Consider the following 15,037-nt stretch of genomic DNA (forward strand, 5'->3'; position numbering starts at 1 on the left):
ATTTAGGCTTTTTTCTGTAAAGCGGGTCTTGTGACTTGCACTTCATAGTACGTAATTTTGTTTTTTAACAGGCCTTCAGGTTTCGCCTTTCCATGAGCATGCGCATCACCAAATGCCTGAGATTTTGTCCAATTCACAAAATCTTCTTTTCGATTCCAGCGGGTGTGAATGGTCACTTCATCGTAATCAGTTGTCTGCTGAGTGACCCATACTTCCATTCCTAAAAAGCCTTCCATAAATTCTACTTGTCCCTGCTTGTTAAACCGTTTAACAAGGTGGTCGGCACTGCCTTTTTCTACTCTTACTTGGTTGTTTACAATAATCATGTTTGGTTCATCTCCCTTTTGTTGTTGAATGGAGGCGATTGGGATAATGAGCGGATGCTCACCGTCTAAGTGAACCTCTGCCTGAATCCCAAAAACCTCCTTGAAAAAGTCTTCTGTTAACACTTCTTTTGGTGAGCCAATTTGATGCACCTGACCTCGCTTCATAGCAATGAGACGGTCACAATATTTTGCGGCCTGCTGCAAGTCATGGAGAACCATTAAAATGGTGATGCCATGTGTTTGATTCAGCTGTTTGAGTAGCTCCAGTAATTCAAGCTGATGCGCAATGTCTAAATAAGTGGTTGGCTCATCGAGAATGATGGTTTCTGTCTTCTGAGCCAGTGCCATTGCAATATATGCCTTTTGTCTTTCTCCGCCTGACAATGTATGAAGCATTCTGTTTTCATTGGTGCGGCTATTCGTCACATCAAGCGCCCACTCAATCGCTTCATGATCTGACGTACTGCTTTTTTTCCAGATGGAACGGTGCGGACTGCGTCCAAGTGCGACCAGTTCACGTACTGTCATCGATGGAATGGCGGTTCTTGTTTGCATGAGAACCGCCACCTCCTGGGCGATCTCCTTTGCCGTCATTTCTTTTTGCGGGATGTCGTGAATGTAAATCATGCCGCTTTCGATTGAGGTCAGTCGTGCGGCCGCTTTGATAAAAGTTGACTTACCTGACCCATTCGGGCCAATGATTCCGGTTACACTGCCTTTAGGAACAGCTGCTGAAATGGAAGACAGCCGAAAGCCGCCTTGACTGAGACTCACGTCATCCATTGCAATGACATCCATCTTAACCCCTCCCTTTCTTTTTTAATAAATAGAGGAAGAAAGGTGCACCGATGCAGGCAAGCAAGATCCCTACAGGCAATTCAACCGGTGTAAACCAGACCCGTGCCGCTGTATCGGCAAAGACCACAAGCACGCCCCCTCCAAGCATTGAAATCGGCAGCAAATACCGGTAATCATCTCCGATTAAAAGACGGATAAAATGAGGTACCACAAGTCCGACAAATCCAATTAAACCGCCGACACTCACAGCCGCTCCAGCTAAAAGAGCCGCCAGCACAATAAGGAAAAATCGGGTCCTTTCTACTCGAAGGCCCAATAGCTGAGCCGATTCATCACCAAGTAAAAGGAGATTGGACGGTTTAATGGCGAAAAAACAAAGACATAATCCAGCCAGCGCATATGGCGACACAAAGCTAAGATGATGCCAGCTCCGCCCGTTTAATCCCCCTGATAGAAAAGGCAAAACAGCCTGCACACGCTCACTATAAAGCACCATAAACCCATTCATCACCGCACCAAGCAGGGCATTGACGGCAACACCTGCCAAGATCAATTTAAGCGGGGAAACCCCTTGATCAAATGACAGCATATACACGACAAGAGCTGCTAATAAGGCGCCCAGAAAAGCAGCTGCCGGAAGCAAATACGTGAACTGCGGAAGAACAATCATGCTGAGTACAGCAGCTAACCCGCCGCCCGCAGTCACACCAATGATCCCAGGGTCAGCAAGTGGATTTCGGACAACTCCTTGTAAAATCGCCCCTGATGCTGCGAGACAGGCCCCAACGAGAAAACCAATGAGCACACGGGGAAGCCGTAAATCCATGACAATTTTTTCATGAACAGGCAGACCTGATCCCGTGAACACAGCCATTAAATCCGTCAGCGATAATTGGACAGAACCTACCGCAAGTCCTAGACAGACGCCCACACATAAAGAGAGAAACAATCCTGGTAACAGCCATTTTCGTCTTGACTGCCTTTTTTGAAAATCTAGTTCTGCATTCATCTTCATGATGACAATCGCTTCAATTTCTTCTCTAATTCATCAATCGCTCTGATGACTTCTGCGCCTGGATTTGTCCCAAATAGGTCACTTGGCAGAATCTCAACGTCTCCATTTTTGACAGCTGATACATCGTGCCACGCCGCATTTTGCTTCATTTCACTCATAAAGCCTGCTTTGACATCTTCAGGATTGCTGTGTGTCATCAGCAAAATGAGATCCGGATCGGCCTCGATTACCTTTTCTGCATTGATTTGTGCATATTGCGGAAACTTTTCGAGTGCTGGTTCATTTTCAGCAATATTCGCACCACCAGCGATCCGCAGCAGATCACCGCTTAAAGATTGTGGAAGTGCCGCCATATATGTGCCGGGCGCACCATATACAACGAGTGTCTTTACTTTTTTCTCAGGCTGCTTCACTTGCTTGATCCGCTGATCGATTTGAGCATTGAGTGCTTTGGCCTTTTGCTGTTTTCCAAGTAAATCACCAAATAAAGTAACTTGACGCTGGATGTCCTTCACTGAGTTGGCACTTGTCAAAAGAAGCTGTGAACCAATTCCTTCTATAGTAGAGATATCCTTGCTGTTTAATGATTCATTCCCAAGCACCACATCGGGCTTTAAACTCGTGATCAGCTCGACATCAAATTGATGGGTTGTGCCAATTGATTGTACGGACTTTGCCTTTTGTAGATTGTCTGGCAATTCGGCAGTTGGCCGGCCGACCACCTGGCCACCTAAGGCATAAATGATGCTCATGTCGCCAGTTGACAACGAGACGATCCGTTCAGGTGATTCATGAAACGATAATGTTCTGCCGGCAAAATCCTGAATGTTGAGCGCACCTTGCTTGCTCCCATTCTCGACAGGCGCCGCCTGACTGCATCCGCCGAGGAGAAGCACGACGACGAGTCCTGCCCAAATCACATGTAAACATTTCAACCGTCTGTCTCTCCTTTTCTAGTAAACTTTCTTTAGCTTCGCCTGTACCACGAGACGCTTGTTTTTAGGTGCCAGCACGTGATCACAGGTCGATAATGTGAGAATCAAGTCATCTGTGGATACGTCTGTTTTCGTTTGATAGATGGACTTCTTACGCACAGCTTGCAAGTAGTGCGCATATTCACCAAGATCCTGAAAATCAGTCTGAATATAATCGAAATCGACTGTCGTCTCATACACAGCAAAAATCTCTGCTTCATAGCTTTGGTACAGCGTATCGTACTGAAATGTGCGATGATCTTGGAAGAAATCTTTTTTCAAATAGTTTGTGAGACCAGCAAACATAGACCCATCCCTCATCCGATGACCGTATAACACTGTATTGGGACTTTCATGCAAGACGTCATTACGATAATCCATAAAGATACTGCCTGCCCGTGTGTCATCCTTTACATAATTACGAGTTAAATAGAATGCATTATCGTTTGACTGAACAATTGGATACTGAATCATCGTGTCCTTCATATCAATCCAACCGACAATGTCTTCATTCACCTTTCGCAAATCATCAAATGACTGACGGATTTCTCCAGGTTTTCGCTGTTTCATTCCATCCTCGTGTGTGTAAAGTGTCTGAGCCTTTGCAAGCACCTGACGATTTTGATAATTGCCAAAGAGCTCCAAGCCAATGGCAGTACCGCTATATAGAAAAACACCTAAACAGACGATCGTCAGCATTCGCTGCCCGATCCTTTTCCCTCGTTTCACACTGTCTCACCTGCTTTTTGCACAACTTATATGCCTACAGGCACGATATACATCCCTGTTTCTGCATCCTGCTTAATTGTGACGGACACATGATAAATGTGCCGCACCATCTCTTCTGTTAACACATCATTTGGCCGTCCTTCGCGGATAATTTGTCCATCTTTCATGGCGATGATGACATCACTATAGCGAATCGCCTGATTCATATCATGCAGGACCATCACGATGGTTAATCCATGCTCGACATTGAGCTCTCGAATGAGCTCCAGAATGTCAAATTGATAATACATATCCAAATAAGTCGTCGGTTCATCTAAGAAAAGGATCGGTGTTTTTTGCGCTAAAGCCATCGCAATCCATACACGCTGCCGTTCTCCGCCTGACAATGAGGCGAGTGGCACCTTTCGCTTATCCGTCAGCTTTGTACAGGACAGCGCCCACTCGATTGCTTTCTCATCTTCTTCCTTGTCACTGCCGCGCATCGTCTGGTAGGGCGTTCTCCCAAATGCCACGACTCGTTCGATCGTTAAATCGAGCGGCGCTTCATTTTGCTGATGTACGACTGCCAGCTTTCTCGCGAGTTCCCTGGGCTTGAACGCATTCAGCTCTTGCCCATCTAAATGTATCTGTCCTTTATGTGGACAATGGTTATGTGCCATCAAGGAAAGCAGTGTGGATTTGCCCGAACCATTTGGACCGATAATGGTGGTGATTTTCCCCTTTTCAATCTTTGTAGTGACCGATTGAACAATATCCCTCTGCCGATCATAGGAAAACGACACCTCACGAATGTCCATGAAGACGATCCCCCCTTCTTAATAAAAAGATCAGAAACGGCCCGCCAATAACAGCCATGATTGTAGAAGCAGGGATTTCATTTGGTGCCACAAGCGTTCTGCCGAGCGTATCAGCCGTCAGAATGAGCAATGCCCCGCTTAACGCAGAAAATGGAATCAGTACCCGATGGTCCGAGCCGACGAGCCTTCTAGAGATATGGGGAATGAGCAAACCGACAAAGGCAATCACGCCCGCTACCGCAGCAGTCACCGCTGCTAATAACACCGCCGTGATTGAAATCAAAAGGCGCATTCTGGTCACACGCAATCCTAAGTTTTTCGCCGTCTTATCTTGAAGGGCAAGCAAGTTACACCATCTGCTAAAGAAAAGCGCAACCACAAGCCCAATGACGCCATAGACACCGATTAAACGGACATCTCCCCACGTTTTCATCGTCAGATTCGACTGCCCAGACTGATTAATGGTGATATTGAAATAGCTGCAAATGGTCACAAACGCTTCTGCCATCCCTGTAAACATGGCATTGATGGCGATCCCCACCAAAATCATTCGAATCGGGCTTAAGCCGCCTTTCCAAGACAACACGTATACGAGGAAGCAGGCAATTGCCCCGCCTAAAACTGAAAATAAAGGAGAGTAGAAATAAAATTGAGGAAGCGCTGTAATTGCCATTAAAGAAAAGAAGCTAGCTCCTGATGAAATACCAATAACACCGGCATCTGCTAATGGATTCCTCATCACAGACTGCAAGAGGACACCGGAGACAGATAAAGCCGCCCCTGTAAACATCGCTATGAGCATGCGGGGGATTCTTAAATCTTTAATGATTTCTACCTGTGCATGTTGACCGGTCATAAGCCCTTCCAATAATTCAATTGGTGTAACATGAATGCTCCCCGTAATGGCGGAATAAATAAATACGCCGGCTAGTAAGAGACTGACTATCAAAAATAAAATCCCTGTTTTTTTCATCTTGAACGTCCTTTTATCATTAAGATTCGCCGCTTATGACGGATACAACATACGAGTCAATTCATCTAATGCCTCTGCTGCCTTTAAGTTGCCTGTTGTCCCGAATAAGCTTTCTTCGAGGTCGTACACCCGGTCTTGTTTGACCGCATGGAAATGTTTCCAGATGTCATTTGTTTTAAATTCTTGATCAAACATTTTGACGACTTCATCCGGCATCCCATGTGCGGCTCGGAGAATGATATCTGGATTGGCTTTTTGTAGATACTCCGTATTGGATGCCAAATACTCCATTTCCTCACCTTTTACGATGTTCTTTCCTCCTGCAATACGCACAAGATCACCGATATACGAATTCTCTGTTGCCACTAAATAACTGCCTGGTACACCAAGCAAAATGAGAACGGATGGCTTCGTCTTTCCCTTCGTTCTCTCTTGTATGTCTTTCTTTTTTTGTTCAAAATCATCAACAATGCGTTTCGCTTGTGTCTTTCTATCATATTTTTCTCCAAGCTTTGTGATGGCGTTCTCCATCTTGTCCAGGCTCTCAAGGTTGAGGTATGTCGCAGGGACAGAAGCTTGTTGAAAAGGCGTTTCTAAATCATATTGAAGGGTCGTGACAGACAGGACATCTGTCGGTTGAAGTGATTGGATGATTTCCATGTCCGGGCTCATTGGGTTACCGACTGCTGGGAGTCCTTTGTATCGAGCCGGCAAGGATTTTTGACTTGTTGGCACCCCGACAAGATCTACCTCTAGCGCATCCATGATCTCAGCAGCAGCTACAGTCGTTGCCACAATGCGGGCATTTGATGCTGCGCTTTTTTTGCCTTTCGCTGAGCTTTCAGCTGATTGTGAGCAGCCTGCTAAGAAGACGCACACACATAGAGCCGTGATCAGGGTACATAACATTCGATGCTTCAAAAAACAGAAGCCTCCTTTCGAAAAAAAGGAAGTGGATGCGCCGAGATGAATGGCGCACCTCACTTAACATAGATTCTTTATCTTGTACGAGTTTGATACTTTCTGACGAGCACGAATAGTGATCCGCCGAATAAAAGAATGTACACCCAAAGAAGTGAAGTATCTCCTGTTTTTGGGTTCAGCTGACCTGTCTCAGACTTGGTTTGGTCATCTGATGGCGTAAAGGTCATCTGCTCTGCACCCGTTTCCTCAGGGGCGAGATTCGCAAGCTGGATTGGTTGAGAATCGTGATCATTTGGATTTTTCACAAAGCCGATGCTCTCATCGTCTCCGATCACCGTCGCAATTCCGCTTCCTTCACCAAGTGAAATGCCTTTCGTATCATAGACAAGTTTGACATCGTACTGCTCATGATAATTGGCAGCTGGAATGTCAATTTTCACGCGTGCTGCCTGATCACTGCTTACACTTTTTGCTTCATATTGAATCACTCGTGTATCTGCTTTTTGATCAGTCTTTGCAACTAGCGTTTCTTCAAATTTACCGCCGGTTCCTACTTGGAACGACGTGATGGCTGAGCTGTTCTTCACAGTGTATGAAACGAAATGGCGGCCATTTTTCACCACCAATGTCGCAGGGCTCACGACGTAATCGTTCATGCGAGAAAGCTCATCCTTGTCTGCTTTCTTCATTGAGAAAGGAAGCTTGTACACCCCGTCTTTTAGCTGAACTGTCTCTTGATTCGTTCCGCCGTTCGTTGTGTCTGGTGCTGGTTTATTTGGTTTTGGTGTTTCTGGTGTAGCCGGTGTTTCTTCCTCTATTTGACCGTCCTTCAGTGGAACGATACTTTTTGAATCAAATTGAAAACGAATATCGTACGTTTGATCATAGTGAGCGGCTGCTACCACAATGTGTACTTTTCCGTTAACTGCTTTTTTCAGATCAGACACTTCAAATGAAACCACTCTTGTGTTCTTTGCTTGATCTGTGCTCACGTTTTTCACTTCTTGATAAGAACCGTTTTTCTCTATTTTCAAAGAATCAACTGACGTATGATCCTTCACCGTAAAGGAAACGGTTTGCGTTCCATTTTTAACGGTTAATGATGCTGGATGTGAGAAGTATTGGCTCATCCGAGATGCCTCATCCTCATCGCCCTTCAGCACACTGTAGTTGATACGATACACACCATCTTTTAATTGGTTCTGCGGTGAATCAACTGGTGTTGTGCCGTTGTTATTGTCAGGCGTTTCCGGCTGATCGTCTGGTGTTGTGCCGCTTTGATCATCCGGCTTTGTTTCGCTGTCACCTGGTGTCGTACCACTTTGATCATCTGGTGTTGTTTCACTGTCGCCTGGCGTCGTACCGTTTTGATCATCTGGTGTTGTTTCACTATCGTCTGGCTTCGCAGGCGTGACAAGTGTGAGACTGCTCTCGTCGAAAGCGATCTGTACGTCATACGCCTCATCATAAATAAAGCCGCCTAAGTCCCAGTAAATTTTGACCCAGCCATTTAATTTGGCTGATACATCGGCTACATCAAATTTGATCACACGCGTATTCGCTGTCTCATCTTCACTGACCGTTTCAGTGGTGACGAGAGAGCCATTTTGTTCGACCTTGAAATCTGTGATTTCTTTGCTTTGCTTCAGCGTCAAATAGGCAGTCGTCTTGCCATTTTCGATGACGAGCTTAGCTGGCTTTTCTGTATACGTATCCATCATGGATGCTTCAGTGCTGCCATTTTTTAAAATGGTGAATCCGGCCGTATATTCACCATCAACCAATGATGCCGCCTGAGCCGTTCCTTGAGGCAGCTGAAACGCAGTCAACAAACTGAATAAAACGAGCAGAATAGCTGTCTGTAGATGAAAAAGACGTTTCAAAAGATGACACTTCCTTCCGTTAATGCTTGATGATCCACTTTCTCGCTAAAAACCCGCCTGAACATAAGACAAGCACAAGGAGCCATCCCATCTGGCTTGTATCACCAGTTTGAGGATTTTCTTCTTGTTTTGTTTTGGTGGATGAATCAGTTGTTTTGGTTGTTTCTTTTGATGATTCTTGATGTTTTGCTGCACCTGCTGTTTCTTTTGAACTGTCAGAAGAAAGTGACTTGATGCTGCTTTCATCGAATTTCAGTTGGATGGTATAGTCATGATCATAATCAGCCGATTTGACTGTGACATGGATTTTTGACTTGATTGGTTTAGACAAACTCTGTGCTTGGAATTGGACAAGCCTTGTATTGGCTTTCTTATTCGTTGATAGAACCGTCGTATCGACATAGCCGCCATTTCCCGGCACTTTAAATTCCGTTACCCAGCTGCTGTTTTTAATGGTCATTTGCACAGTCAGCTTGCCATTTTTCACGATCACTTTTGCCGGCTTCAGCCAGTAATCATTTGCCATCGAAACTGCAGTTCCTTCGGCCTTCATCACAGTGTAATTGACGGAGTATGTACCATCATTTAATGAGGCAGCCTGTGCATTTGAAAAAGGCAGTATAAGTGCCAGCAATAATGCAGCCACAAAGGCTGGCATCCTAATCCATTTTTTCATCAAACGAATTTCCTCCCTTTTTATTGAACAGTTGCTGCATCAAACTTGACGCGAATATCGTAATTGCCTGTATATCCAATGACCGGTACAGTCACACTCACTTTAGCTGGTACAACATCTGTCAGGCTGTTGACATTGAACTCTACCGTTCTCTTATTGGCAGCTGTGTTTGTACTGATCACCTTCGCATCTTTGTAGACACCTTGATCGAGGGTTTTAAAGCTTGTAATCCAAGAGCTGTTCGTTAACGTGACTTGCGCTTTGATTTTTCCGTCCTTCACAACAAGCTTAGCTGGTTTTTCAAAATACGTATTTGCTGTTGACGTTGAATCACTGTCTGCTTTCCATACCACATATTGTGCTGAATATTGACCATCTGCTAAGCCTGCTGCTGAGGCAGAGCTAACCGGGGCTAGAGCAAACAATAGAACAAAGCTAAAGAATAATAAGACGTGTGATGCTGAACGAAGTGATTTCATATATATCCTCCTAATTGAAATTGATAATTATTCTCAATAGACAATAAAAAAAATAACCTTTATCAGCGTATGAATCACACTCATAAATGATTATGATAATCATTATCAATTGAGTTTAAAAAATAAATCTTTGCTTTCGACAAGTCAAAGATGTCTGTTGCTACATGATGTAGTGATACACGGTTTAGGTAATCTGTCCCATTCATGATACCATGGCATAACCTCCCCATTCCATTACAGGGAAAAGAACCCTCTTCTCCTTGATATTATATGATGAATGAAATTATTGTCAACATCATTTTTCATACTATTGACTTAGATTTCTGGAAAATCACAAAAAAAATCGATCAGGGACACTGATCGAAATCGATTAAGAAGGGACATGTTCACCCTTTTCACTATTTTTGCGCTCTAAAGACCAAGCATACATTTCCCGTATGACTGGTTCAATTTTCTTTCCTTGTTCTGTTAGTTCATATTCAATCCGCACGGGAATGTCGGGATATACTTTTTTCTCAACAAGGCCTTCAGCTTCTAAATCTTTCAGCCTTTCTGATAATAACCGTCCGCTGATGTTCATTTCATTTTCTAGCTGACAAAAACGTTTTGGCCCTGTCAAAAGCTGATTGATGATCAGAATCACCCACTTCTTCCCTAAAATCTCCATGGCATCTGTAATTGGGCAGCCATCTACTTGAGCCATACTTTACTCCCTCCTGCTTTTCTCTACTTTTTTTCATTATAACATAATTAATTACTTGAAATAAGTCACTAACTATTATATAGTTTAGTTACTAAAAGTAACAAGGTAATCATTTTATCAATTTTCAATAAACCATTGAACATGCAGATGCATATAACATGAAGGAGATGACCGAGCTTTGAATACAATAGAGCAGGTAAGATTAGGTGTAACAGAATTACATGTGTCCAGCTTTGAGCGTTCTTTGCCTTTTTATACAGACATTTTAGGTTTTACTTTATTAGAACAGACGGATTCTACTGTCACGCTTGGCAGCAACACAAAGGAACCAATCCTTGTGCTGAAAGAAGATGTGCAGCTGAAAGAGAAGCCGGATCATGAGCCAGGACTTTATCATTTTGCGGTTTTATTACCTACCAGAAAAAACCTGGGCACATGGCTGGCGCATGTGCTCAAAAAAGGCTATCCTTTAATTGGAGCAAGCGATCACTTTTTCAGTGAAGCCATTTATTTAAGTGATCCAGATGGCATCGGCGTCGAAATTTATGCTGATCGTCCTCAGGACATATGGGTAGGTGAGCATGGAGAAGTGAAAGGTGGCGGAAATGCTCCGCTTGATGGAGATGGTCTCCTGCAAGAAGCCGCTGATTCCACCTGGGAAGGACTCCCGGCTGGTACAGTCATGGGACACTTGCATTTCCATCTCAACCCAGAAGAAGCCGATTCCTTTTATGTGAACACGCTCGGTTTTCATATCCGAATGGCTCCCCCAGCCAGCTTATTCGTTGCTGGTGGCGTCTATCATCACCACCTTGCCTTTAATGCATGGGGACGCGGGAGAAAAGGAGCCATTGATCCACGTTTTTCAGGAATTAGAAGCTATACACTGGTTTTCCCAAAAGAAGACGATAGAACATCCGTCGTCGAACGTCTGACAAAAGCAGGCGTTCACATGAACACGACAGGAAAAAGTAACGAATTTATTGATCCATTTGGCGTTCTCGTTCGTTTACAGATTGAAGAAACAGACAAAAAAGAAGGTGCAGAATATGGACAAACACACAGAGGTTAAAACAGCCATTTTAAAAGATAAAATCAAACGAGTACAGCAAGAAGACGGATTTATATATATCACTGGACCTATTAAACTGCCAGTGAATTTAGACGGTAGAACGGTCATGTTTAACTGGTATTCATGGTTAAAAGATGACGGGAAAGAACCATTATCAGATGAAGCTTTAATCGAAAGCCTTTCCTCCCGTGAGCTTGCAGATCACCAACAATCAAGTGTCCTTGTTTACGGAGATTTCGAACATGCTGATGAAGCGCTGATCCGCATGCATTCCATCTGCCACACCGGCGATATTTTCGGAAGCAAACGCTGCGATTGCGGGTTCCAATTGAAACAGTCTATGCGGATGATTGAGGACAATGGAGCAGGCGCACTGTTTTATTTAGCCAACCATGAAGGACGCGGGATCGGTCTTTTCAGTAAAGCCATGGCCTACATCTTGCAAGAAAACGGCTACGATACAGTAGAAGCAAACGAAGCACTGGGCTTTGAAGATGATACACGTCAATATGAAGAAGCGATTGCTGTTCTTCAAACATTGCGTACAAAACCAGTCAGACTTATTACCAATAATCCGAAAAAGACCGATGCTATCAGTCATGCAGGCCTTTCTCTTTCTGGACGGATTCCACTTTGGGGTGATGTCTCTGAGTTCAATGAGAAATACTTGCAGACAAAAATTAACCGCTCAGGCCATATGAAGGCGGATCAAGAGGTGCGTACGATTGCCACATCATGAGCGATATATGAAACTAGCCCTTGAAAATGCCGAAGCAATGAAAGGTCAGACATCTCCCAATCCGCTCGTCGGGGCTGTGATTGTGCGAGAAAATGAAATTGTTGGGGTCGGGGCGCATATGAAGGCCGGCGAACCACATGCAGAAATCCATGCGCTAAAAATGGCTGGAGATAAGGCAAAAGGTGCCACGATCTATGTGACACTAGAGCCTTGTTCCCACCATGGCCGCACAGGCCCATGCGCTGAAGCACTTGTGAAAGCTGGCGTCGAAACTGTTGTCGTGGCGGCACTTGATCCGAATCCGCTGGTCGCTGGCCGCGGGATTGCCATTTTACAAGACGCTGGCATACAAGTTATCACGGGCGTACTTGAACAGGAATCCATTCTGATGAATGAAGTATTTAATCACTTTATTACGAAAAAAACACCTTTCGTGACGCTCAAAGCGGGCATTACGTTAGACGGAAAAATTGCATCTGCTACGTCTGACAGCAAGTGGATTACATCAGAGACGTCCCGTTATGATGCACATCACATTCGCAGTATCAACGATGCCATCTTGGTCGGTGCGCAAACCGTCATTCACGACGATCCTTCATTAACAGCACGGATTCCAAACGGTCATCATCCAATTCGAATTGTCTTAGACTCTAAGCTGTCTATCCCGCTGACAGCAAAGGTGGTCACAGATCAAATGGCGCCAACATGGATCTTTACAACAAAACAAGCCGATGAAGAAAAACGAGCCGCTTTAGAAGCAGCTGGCGTCAGCGTCATCATGACGGATAGCGATATCCGAGTGCCCTTACAAGAAGTACTTCAAGTGCTTGGAGAAAGAAATATCTCCTCCCTGATGATTGAAGGCGGCGGACAAATCAATGCCTCATTTTTAGAACAGCAGCTTGTCGATAAACTCGTCATCTACATGGCGCCCAAGCTCATTGGCGGACGACTCTCTCCTTCTTTTTTCGGAGGCGAAGGCATACGCCTCATGAGTGATGCAATTGAACTCGATCAACTCTCTCTTGAACCACTCGGAAAAGATATAAAGATAACGGGTTATCCTGTTTATCAATAACATACTTTCATAAAATAAGGATGTCGAGATTTTCTCGACATCCTTATTGTTTCTCACAAGATTTATTTTCTACAGTCTCTCTAAAAATTCAATTCGATTTCCAAATGGATCATCTACATAAAACCTGATGGCTCCATCTAACGGCTGATCTTCCTTTATAAGAATATGATGTTTCATTAATGTCTCTTTTAAATTTGATAATTTTTTTACTTGAAAAGCTGGATGAGCTTTTTTCGCTGCTTGAAACTGATCTTCAATGCCAATGTGAAGCTGTTGATTGCCACACTGAAACCAAACACCACCACGTTTTGCTAGGTGAACAGGCTTAGGTATTTCCTTCATTCCTAGAATCTCCCCAAAAAACAAACGTGCCTTCTCTTCACTCCCCTTTGGGGCAGCTAACTGGACATGATCAATTCCAAGAAAATTTGACATCTTTGCTCTCTCCCTTTTCACATCATTTAAAAAACATTATGTGTGACGATCACGTCTGAAGAATATATCTAGATATGTACTCAAGCCCTATGATGTTGTCGATCCACAAAGCATCTCCACGAAACGTGTCGTAAAATGTTTCATGTGAAACATCTGTGATCTAATATTGATCAATTTCCCTCTATCAGCCTGCCAAAGCTTTCGGGTGAAAGTCCCGGTGAAATGCGCAGGCGGTGTAAGGACATCATGCCTTGTTCCTTTTTCGCATGTCCTGGTTCAGTGGTCACAGCCATTTCATATCCTGCTTCCTTCGCCAGCTTCAGTGTGTCTTCGTTATAGCGACCGACCGGATAGCTGACCATGATTGTTTGTTGAGAAAAACGCTGGTCAAAGAATACCTTCGATCCTTTTAATTCTTCTTCCTGCTGCTTCTGTGTTAAACGATTGAGTTCTAAATGATGAATGGTGTGACTCTCTATTGAAATACCATGCGCCATCATATCATCCATTTGAGCATCGGTTAAATGATGCGGACGGCCAATGGACTGCTCGATCATAAAAATCGTGGCTTTCATTCCATATTCTTTTAAAATCGGAAATGCCTTTGTGTAGTTATCCGTATATCCATCGTCAAATGTGATAAGAACATACTTTTCACTTGGTGTCGAATTGGTCGCGAGAACTTGATATGCCTCTTTCGGCGACAGCGTGACATAGCCGTTGTCTTTCAGCCATTTCATATGAGCCGCAAATTCGCTTTTTGGCACACGTAACGAATTACCGCTGGAAATACTGTGATACATCAAGATTGGAAGCGCAACGGGTTCCTTTTGCTGAATCCAGTTTTGTTTGTCTATCTCTGCCGCTTCAATTTGCTGCGTTTCTGTTGTTTCTTTCGTTTGTACTTGACCCTTTACCTCTTTGATGGCTTGCTGGTTTCCTTCTGTTTGCTGTTTCTTACCCATACAGCCCGAAATGAGCAGCATGACTAAACCAACTGCAAGCCACATACATGTTTTTTTCATTCACCAATCCTGCTTTCTCTTTATCTACCGAATGATTATAACAGAAATTGGTTAATAACTGATATCTATTTTGACAGGGTATTCATTTTTTTACACATTTCGATCATTTCAATGGCAAGCAGATGGATGGTCTCTGTTGTGAGCATTTGGTCTTCTGCATGTATGAGCAGTAAAGAAAAGGGAAGCTGTTCCCCTGCCGCCTCTTTTTGTATCAGCGACAAGTGCAGGTCATGGATGCTTCGAAACGCTTCCTCCCCTTTTTCAATCAACTGCTGTGCTGCTTCAAAGTCATCCGCTCTTGCTAGACGAATGGCTTCTACATAATGGCTTCGTGCCTCACCTGCATGGGCAATGATTTGAAAGGCTGCTCCCTGCATTTCCTCTAATACCGTCATCTGCTTCTCCTCCGAT

General features: G+C 44.1%; 17 protein-coding genes. 3 read left to right on the forward strand and 14 right to left on the reverse strand.

The window, feature by feature from the left end; genetic code table 11:
- Positions 1-2: 2 nt before the first annotated feature.
- From isdG to NSQ52_RS18445, 11 genes are all read right to left on the reverse strand, one after another.
- Positions 3-1,124: a heme oxygenase gene (isdG, locus tag NSQ52_RS18395; RefSeq protein WP_342473732.1), complete on the reverse strand. Its 1,122-nt coding sequence runs from the start codon at positions 1,122-1,124 to the stop codon at positions 3-5.
- 1 nt (position 1,125) lies between these two features.
- A complete protein-coding gene (locus NSQ52_RS18400) occupies positions 1,126-2,139 on the reverse strand; it encodes an iron ABC transporter permease (protein WP_342473733.1) in 1,014 nt (337 codons plus the stop codon).
- The gene (locus NSQ52_RS18405; RefSeq protein WP_342473735.1) at positions 2,136-3,074 is read right to left on the reverse strand and encodes an ABC transporter substrate-binding protein; all 939 of its coding nucleotides are present in this window, start codon (positions 3,072-3,074) and stop codon (positions 2,136-2,138) included. Before NSQ52_RS18405 ends, NSQ52_RS18400 begins: the two co-directional genes overlap by 4 nt.
- 18 nt (positions 3,075-3,092) lie before the next feature.
- Positions 3,093-3,842, reverse strand: coding sequence for a class B sortase (gene srtB, locus NSQ52_RS18410; protein ID WP_135009534.1), 750 nt, complete (start codon positions 3,840-3,842; stop codon positions 3,093-3,095).
- Positions 3,843-3,868: 26 nt separating this feature from the next.
- Complete coding sequence (locus tag NSQ52_RS18415; RefSeq protein WP_024719523.1) at positions 3,869-4,639, reverse strand: ABC transporter ATP-binding protein; 771 nt, start codon at positions 4,637-4,639, stop codon at positions 3,869-3,871.
- Positions 4,626-5,612, reverse strand: a complete 987-nt coding sequence (locus tag NSQ52_RS18420; RefSeq protein WP_007497915.1) for an iron ABC transporter permease — start codon at positions 5,610-5,612, stop codon at positions 4,626-4,628. Before NSQ52_RS18420 ends, NSQ52_RS18415 begins: the two co-directional genes overlap by 14 nt.
- A gap of 33 nt (positions 5,613-5,645) precedes the next feature.
- Entirely contained in the window at positions 5,646-6,533 is an 888-nt protein-coding gene (gene isdE, locus NSQ52_RS18425; RefSeq protein ID WP_342473737.1) for a heme ABC transporter substrate-binding protein IsdE, read from the reverse strand.
- A gap of 77 nt (positions 6,534-6,610) precedes the next feature.
- Positions 6,611-8,419: an NEAT domain-containing protein gene (locus NSQ52_RS18430; RefSeq protein ID WP_342473739.1), complete on the reverse strand. Its 1,809-nt coding sequence runs from the start codon at positions 8,417-8,419 to the stop codon at positions 6,611-6,613.
- A gap of 19 nt (positions 8,420-8,438) precedes the next feature.
- Positions 8,439-9,095 carry a heme uptake protein IsdC gene (isdC, locus tag NSQ52_RS18435; protein ID WP_035702537.1) on the reverse strand — a complete coding sequence of 219 codons (657 nt, stop codon included), beginning with the start codon at positions 9,093-9,095 and terminating at the stop codon, positions 8,439-8,441.
- A 20-nt stretch (positions 9,096-9,115) separates the two neighbouring features.
- Positions 9,116-9,574 carry an NEAT domain-containing protein gene (locus NSQ52_RS18440; RefSeq protein WP_007497924.1) on the reverse strand — a complete coding sequence of 153 codons (459 nt, stop codon included), beginning with the start codon at positions 9,572-9,574 and terminating at the stop codon, positions 9,116-9,118.
- Between the two features lie 370 nt (positions 9,575-9,944).
- Positions 9,945-10,277, reverse strand: a complete 333-nt coding sequence (locus tag NSQ52_RS18445) for a helix-turn-helix domain-containing protein (RefSeq protein ID WP_007497926.1) — start codon at positions 10,275-10,277, stop codon at positions 9,945-9,947.
- Positions 10,278-10,455: 178 nt separating this feature from the next.
- Here NSQ52_RS18445 and NSQ52_RS18450 point away from each other — a divergent pair, with 178 nt between their 5' ends.
- Genes NSQ52_RS18450 through ribD form a run of 3 tightly spaced genes read left to right on the forward strand, consistent with a single transcriptional unit; the run spans position 10,456 to position 13,166 of the window.
- A complete protein-coding gene (locus NSQ52_RS18450) occupies positions 10,456-11,349 on the forward strand; it encodes a VOC family protein (RefSeq protein WP_342473740.1) in 894 nt (297 codons plus the stop codon).
- Positions 11,327-12,088, forward strand: coding sequence for a GTP cyclohydrolase II (locus NSQ52_RS18455; protein ID WP_008345606.1), 762 nt, complete (start codon positions 11,327-11,329; stop codon positions 12,086-12,088). The genes NSQ52_RS18450 and NSQ52_RS18455 overlap by 23 nt, the downstream gene beginning before the upstream one ends.
- Entirely contained in the window at positions 12,075-13,166 is a 1,092-nt protein-coding gene (gene ribD, locus NSQ52_RS18460) for a bifunctional diaminohydroxyphosphoribosylaminopyrimidine deaminase/5-amino-6-(5-phosphoribosylamino)uracil reductase RibD (RefSeq protein WP_098680780.1), read from the forward strand. The genes NSQ52_RS18455 and ribD overlap by 14 nt, the downstream gene beginning before the upstream one ends.
- Before the next feature lie 69 nt (positions 13,167-13,235).
- Here ribD and NSQ52_RS18465 read toward each other — a convergent pair whose 3' ends face one another.
- From NSQ52_RS18465 to NSQ52_RS18475, 3 genes are all read right to left on the reverse strand, one after another.
- Entirely contained in the window at positions 13,236-13,601 is a 366-nt protein-coding gene (locus NSQ52_RS18465) for a VOC family protein (protein WP_024719529.1), read from the reverse strand.
- Between the two features lie 170 nt (positions 13,602-13,771).
- A complete protein-coding gene (locus NSQ52_RS18470) occupies positions 13,772-14,626 on the reverse strand; it encodes a polysaccharide deacetylase family protein (RefSeq protein ID WP_268356599.1) in 855 nt (284 codons plus the stop codon).
- 65 nt (positions 14,627-14,691) lie between these two features.
- Positions 14,692-15,021 (reverse strand): PTS lactose/cellobiose transporter subunit IIA, encoded by a 330-nt coding sequence (locus NSQ52_RS18475; RefSeq protein WP_008345614.1) that lies wholly within the window; start codon positions 15,019-15,021, stop codon positions 14,692-14,694.
- Positions 15,022-15,037 lie beyond the last annotated feature (16 nt).

The sequence above is a fragment of the Bacillus sp. FSL W8-1141 genome (assembly GCF_038593205.1).
Lineage (GTDB): Bacteria > Bacillota > Bacilli > Bacillales > Bacillaceae > Bacillus > Bacillus altitudinis.

Bases quoted from the DNA above. Each gene is read 5' to 3' on its own strand.
- NSQ52_RS18440 (WP_007497924.1), bottom strand. From the start codon at position 9,574: ATGAAATCACTTCGTTCAGCATCACACGTCTTATTATTCTTTAGCTTT.
- NSQ52_RS18475 (WP_008345614.1), bottom strand. From the start codon at position 15,021: ATGACGGTATTAGAGGAAATGCAGGGAGCAGCCTTTCAAATCATTGCC.
- isdC (WP_035702537.1), bottom strand. From the start codon at position 9,095: ATGAAAAAATGGATTAGGATGCCAGCCTTTGTGGCTGCATTATTGCTG.
- NSQ52_RS18455 (WP_008345606.1), top strand. From the start codon at position 11,327: ATGGACAAACACACAGAGGTTAAAACAGCCATTTTAAAAGATAAAATC.
- NSQ52_RS18420 (WP_007497915.1), bottom strand. From the start codon at position 5,612: ATGAAAAAAACAGGGATTTTATTTTTGATAGTCAGTCTCTTACTAGCC.
- NSQ52_RS18400 (WP_342473733.1), bottom strand. From the start codon at position 2,139: ATGAAGATGAATGCAGAACTAGATTTTCAAAAAAGGCAGTCAAGACGA.
- NSQ52_RS18465 (WP_024719529.1), bottom strand. From the start codon at position 13,601: ATGTCAAATTTTCTTGGAATTGATCATGTCCAGTTAGCTGCCCCAAAG.
- NSQ52_RS18415 (WP_024719523.1), bottom strand. From the start codon at position 4,639: ATGGACATTCGTGAGGTGTCGTTTTCCTATGATCGGCAGAGGGATATT.
- NSQ52_RS18445 (WP_007497926.1), bottom strand. From the start codon at position 10,277: ATGGCTCAAGTAGATGGCTGCCCAATTACAGATGCCATGGAGATTTTA.
- isdG (WP_342473732.1), bottom strand. From the start codon at position 1,124: ATGGATGTCATTGCAATGGATGACGTGAGTCTCAGTCAAGGCGGCTTT.
- NSQ52_RS18470 (WP_268356599.1), bottom strand. From the start codon at position 14,626: ATGAAAAAAACATGTATGTGGCTTGCAGTTGGTTTAGTCATGCTGCTC.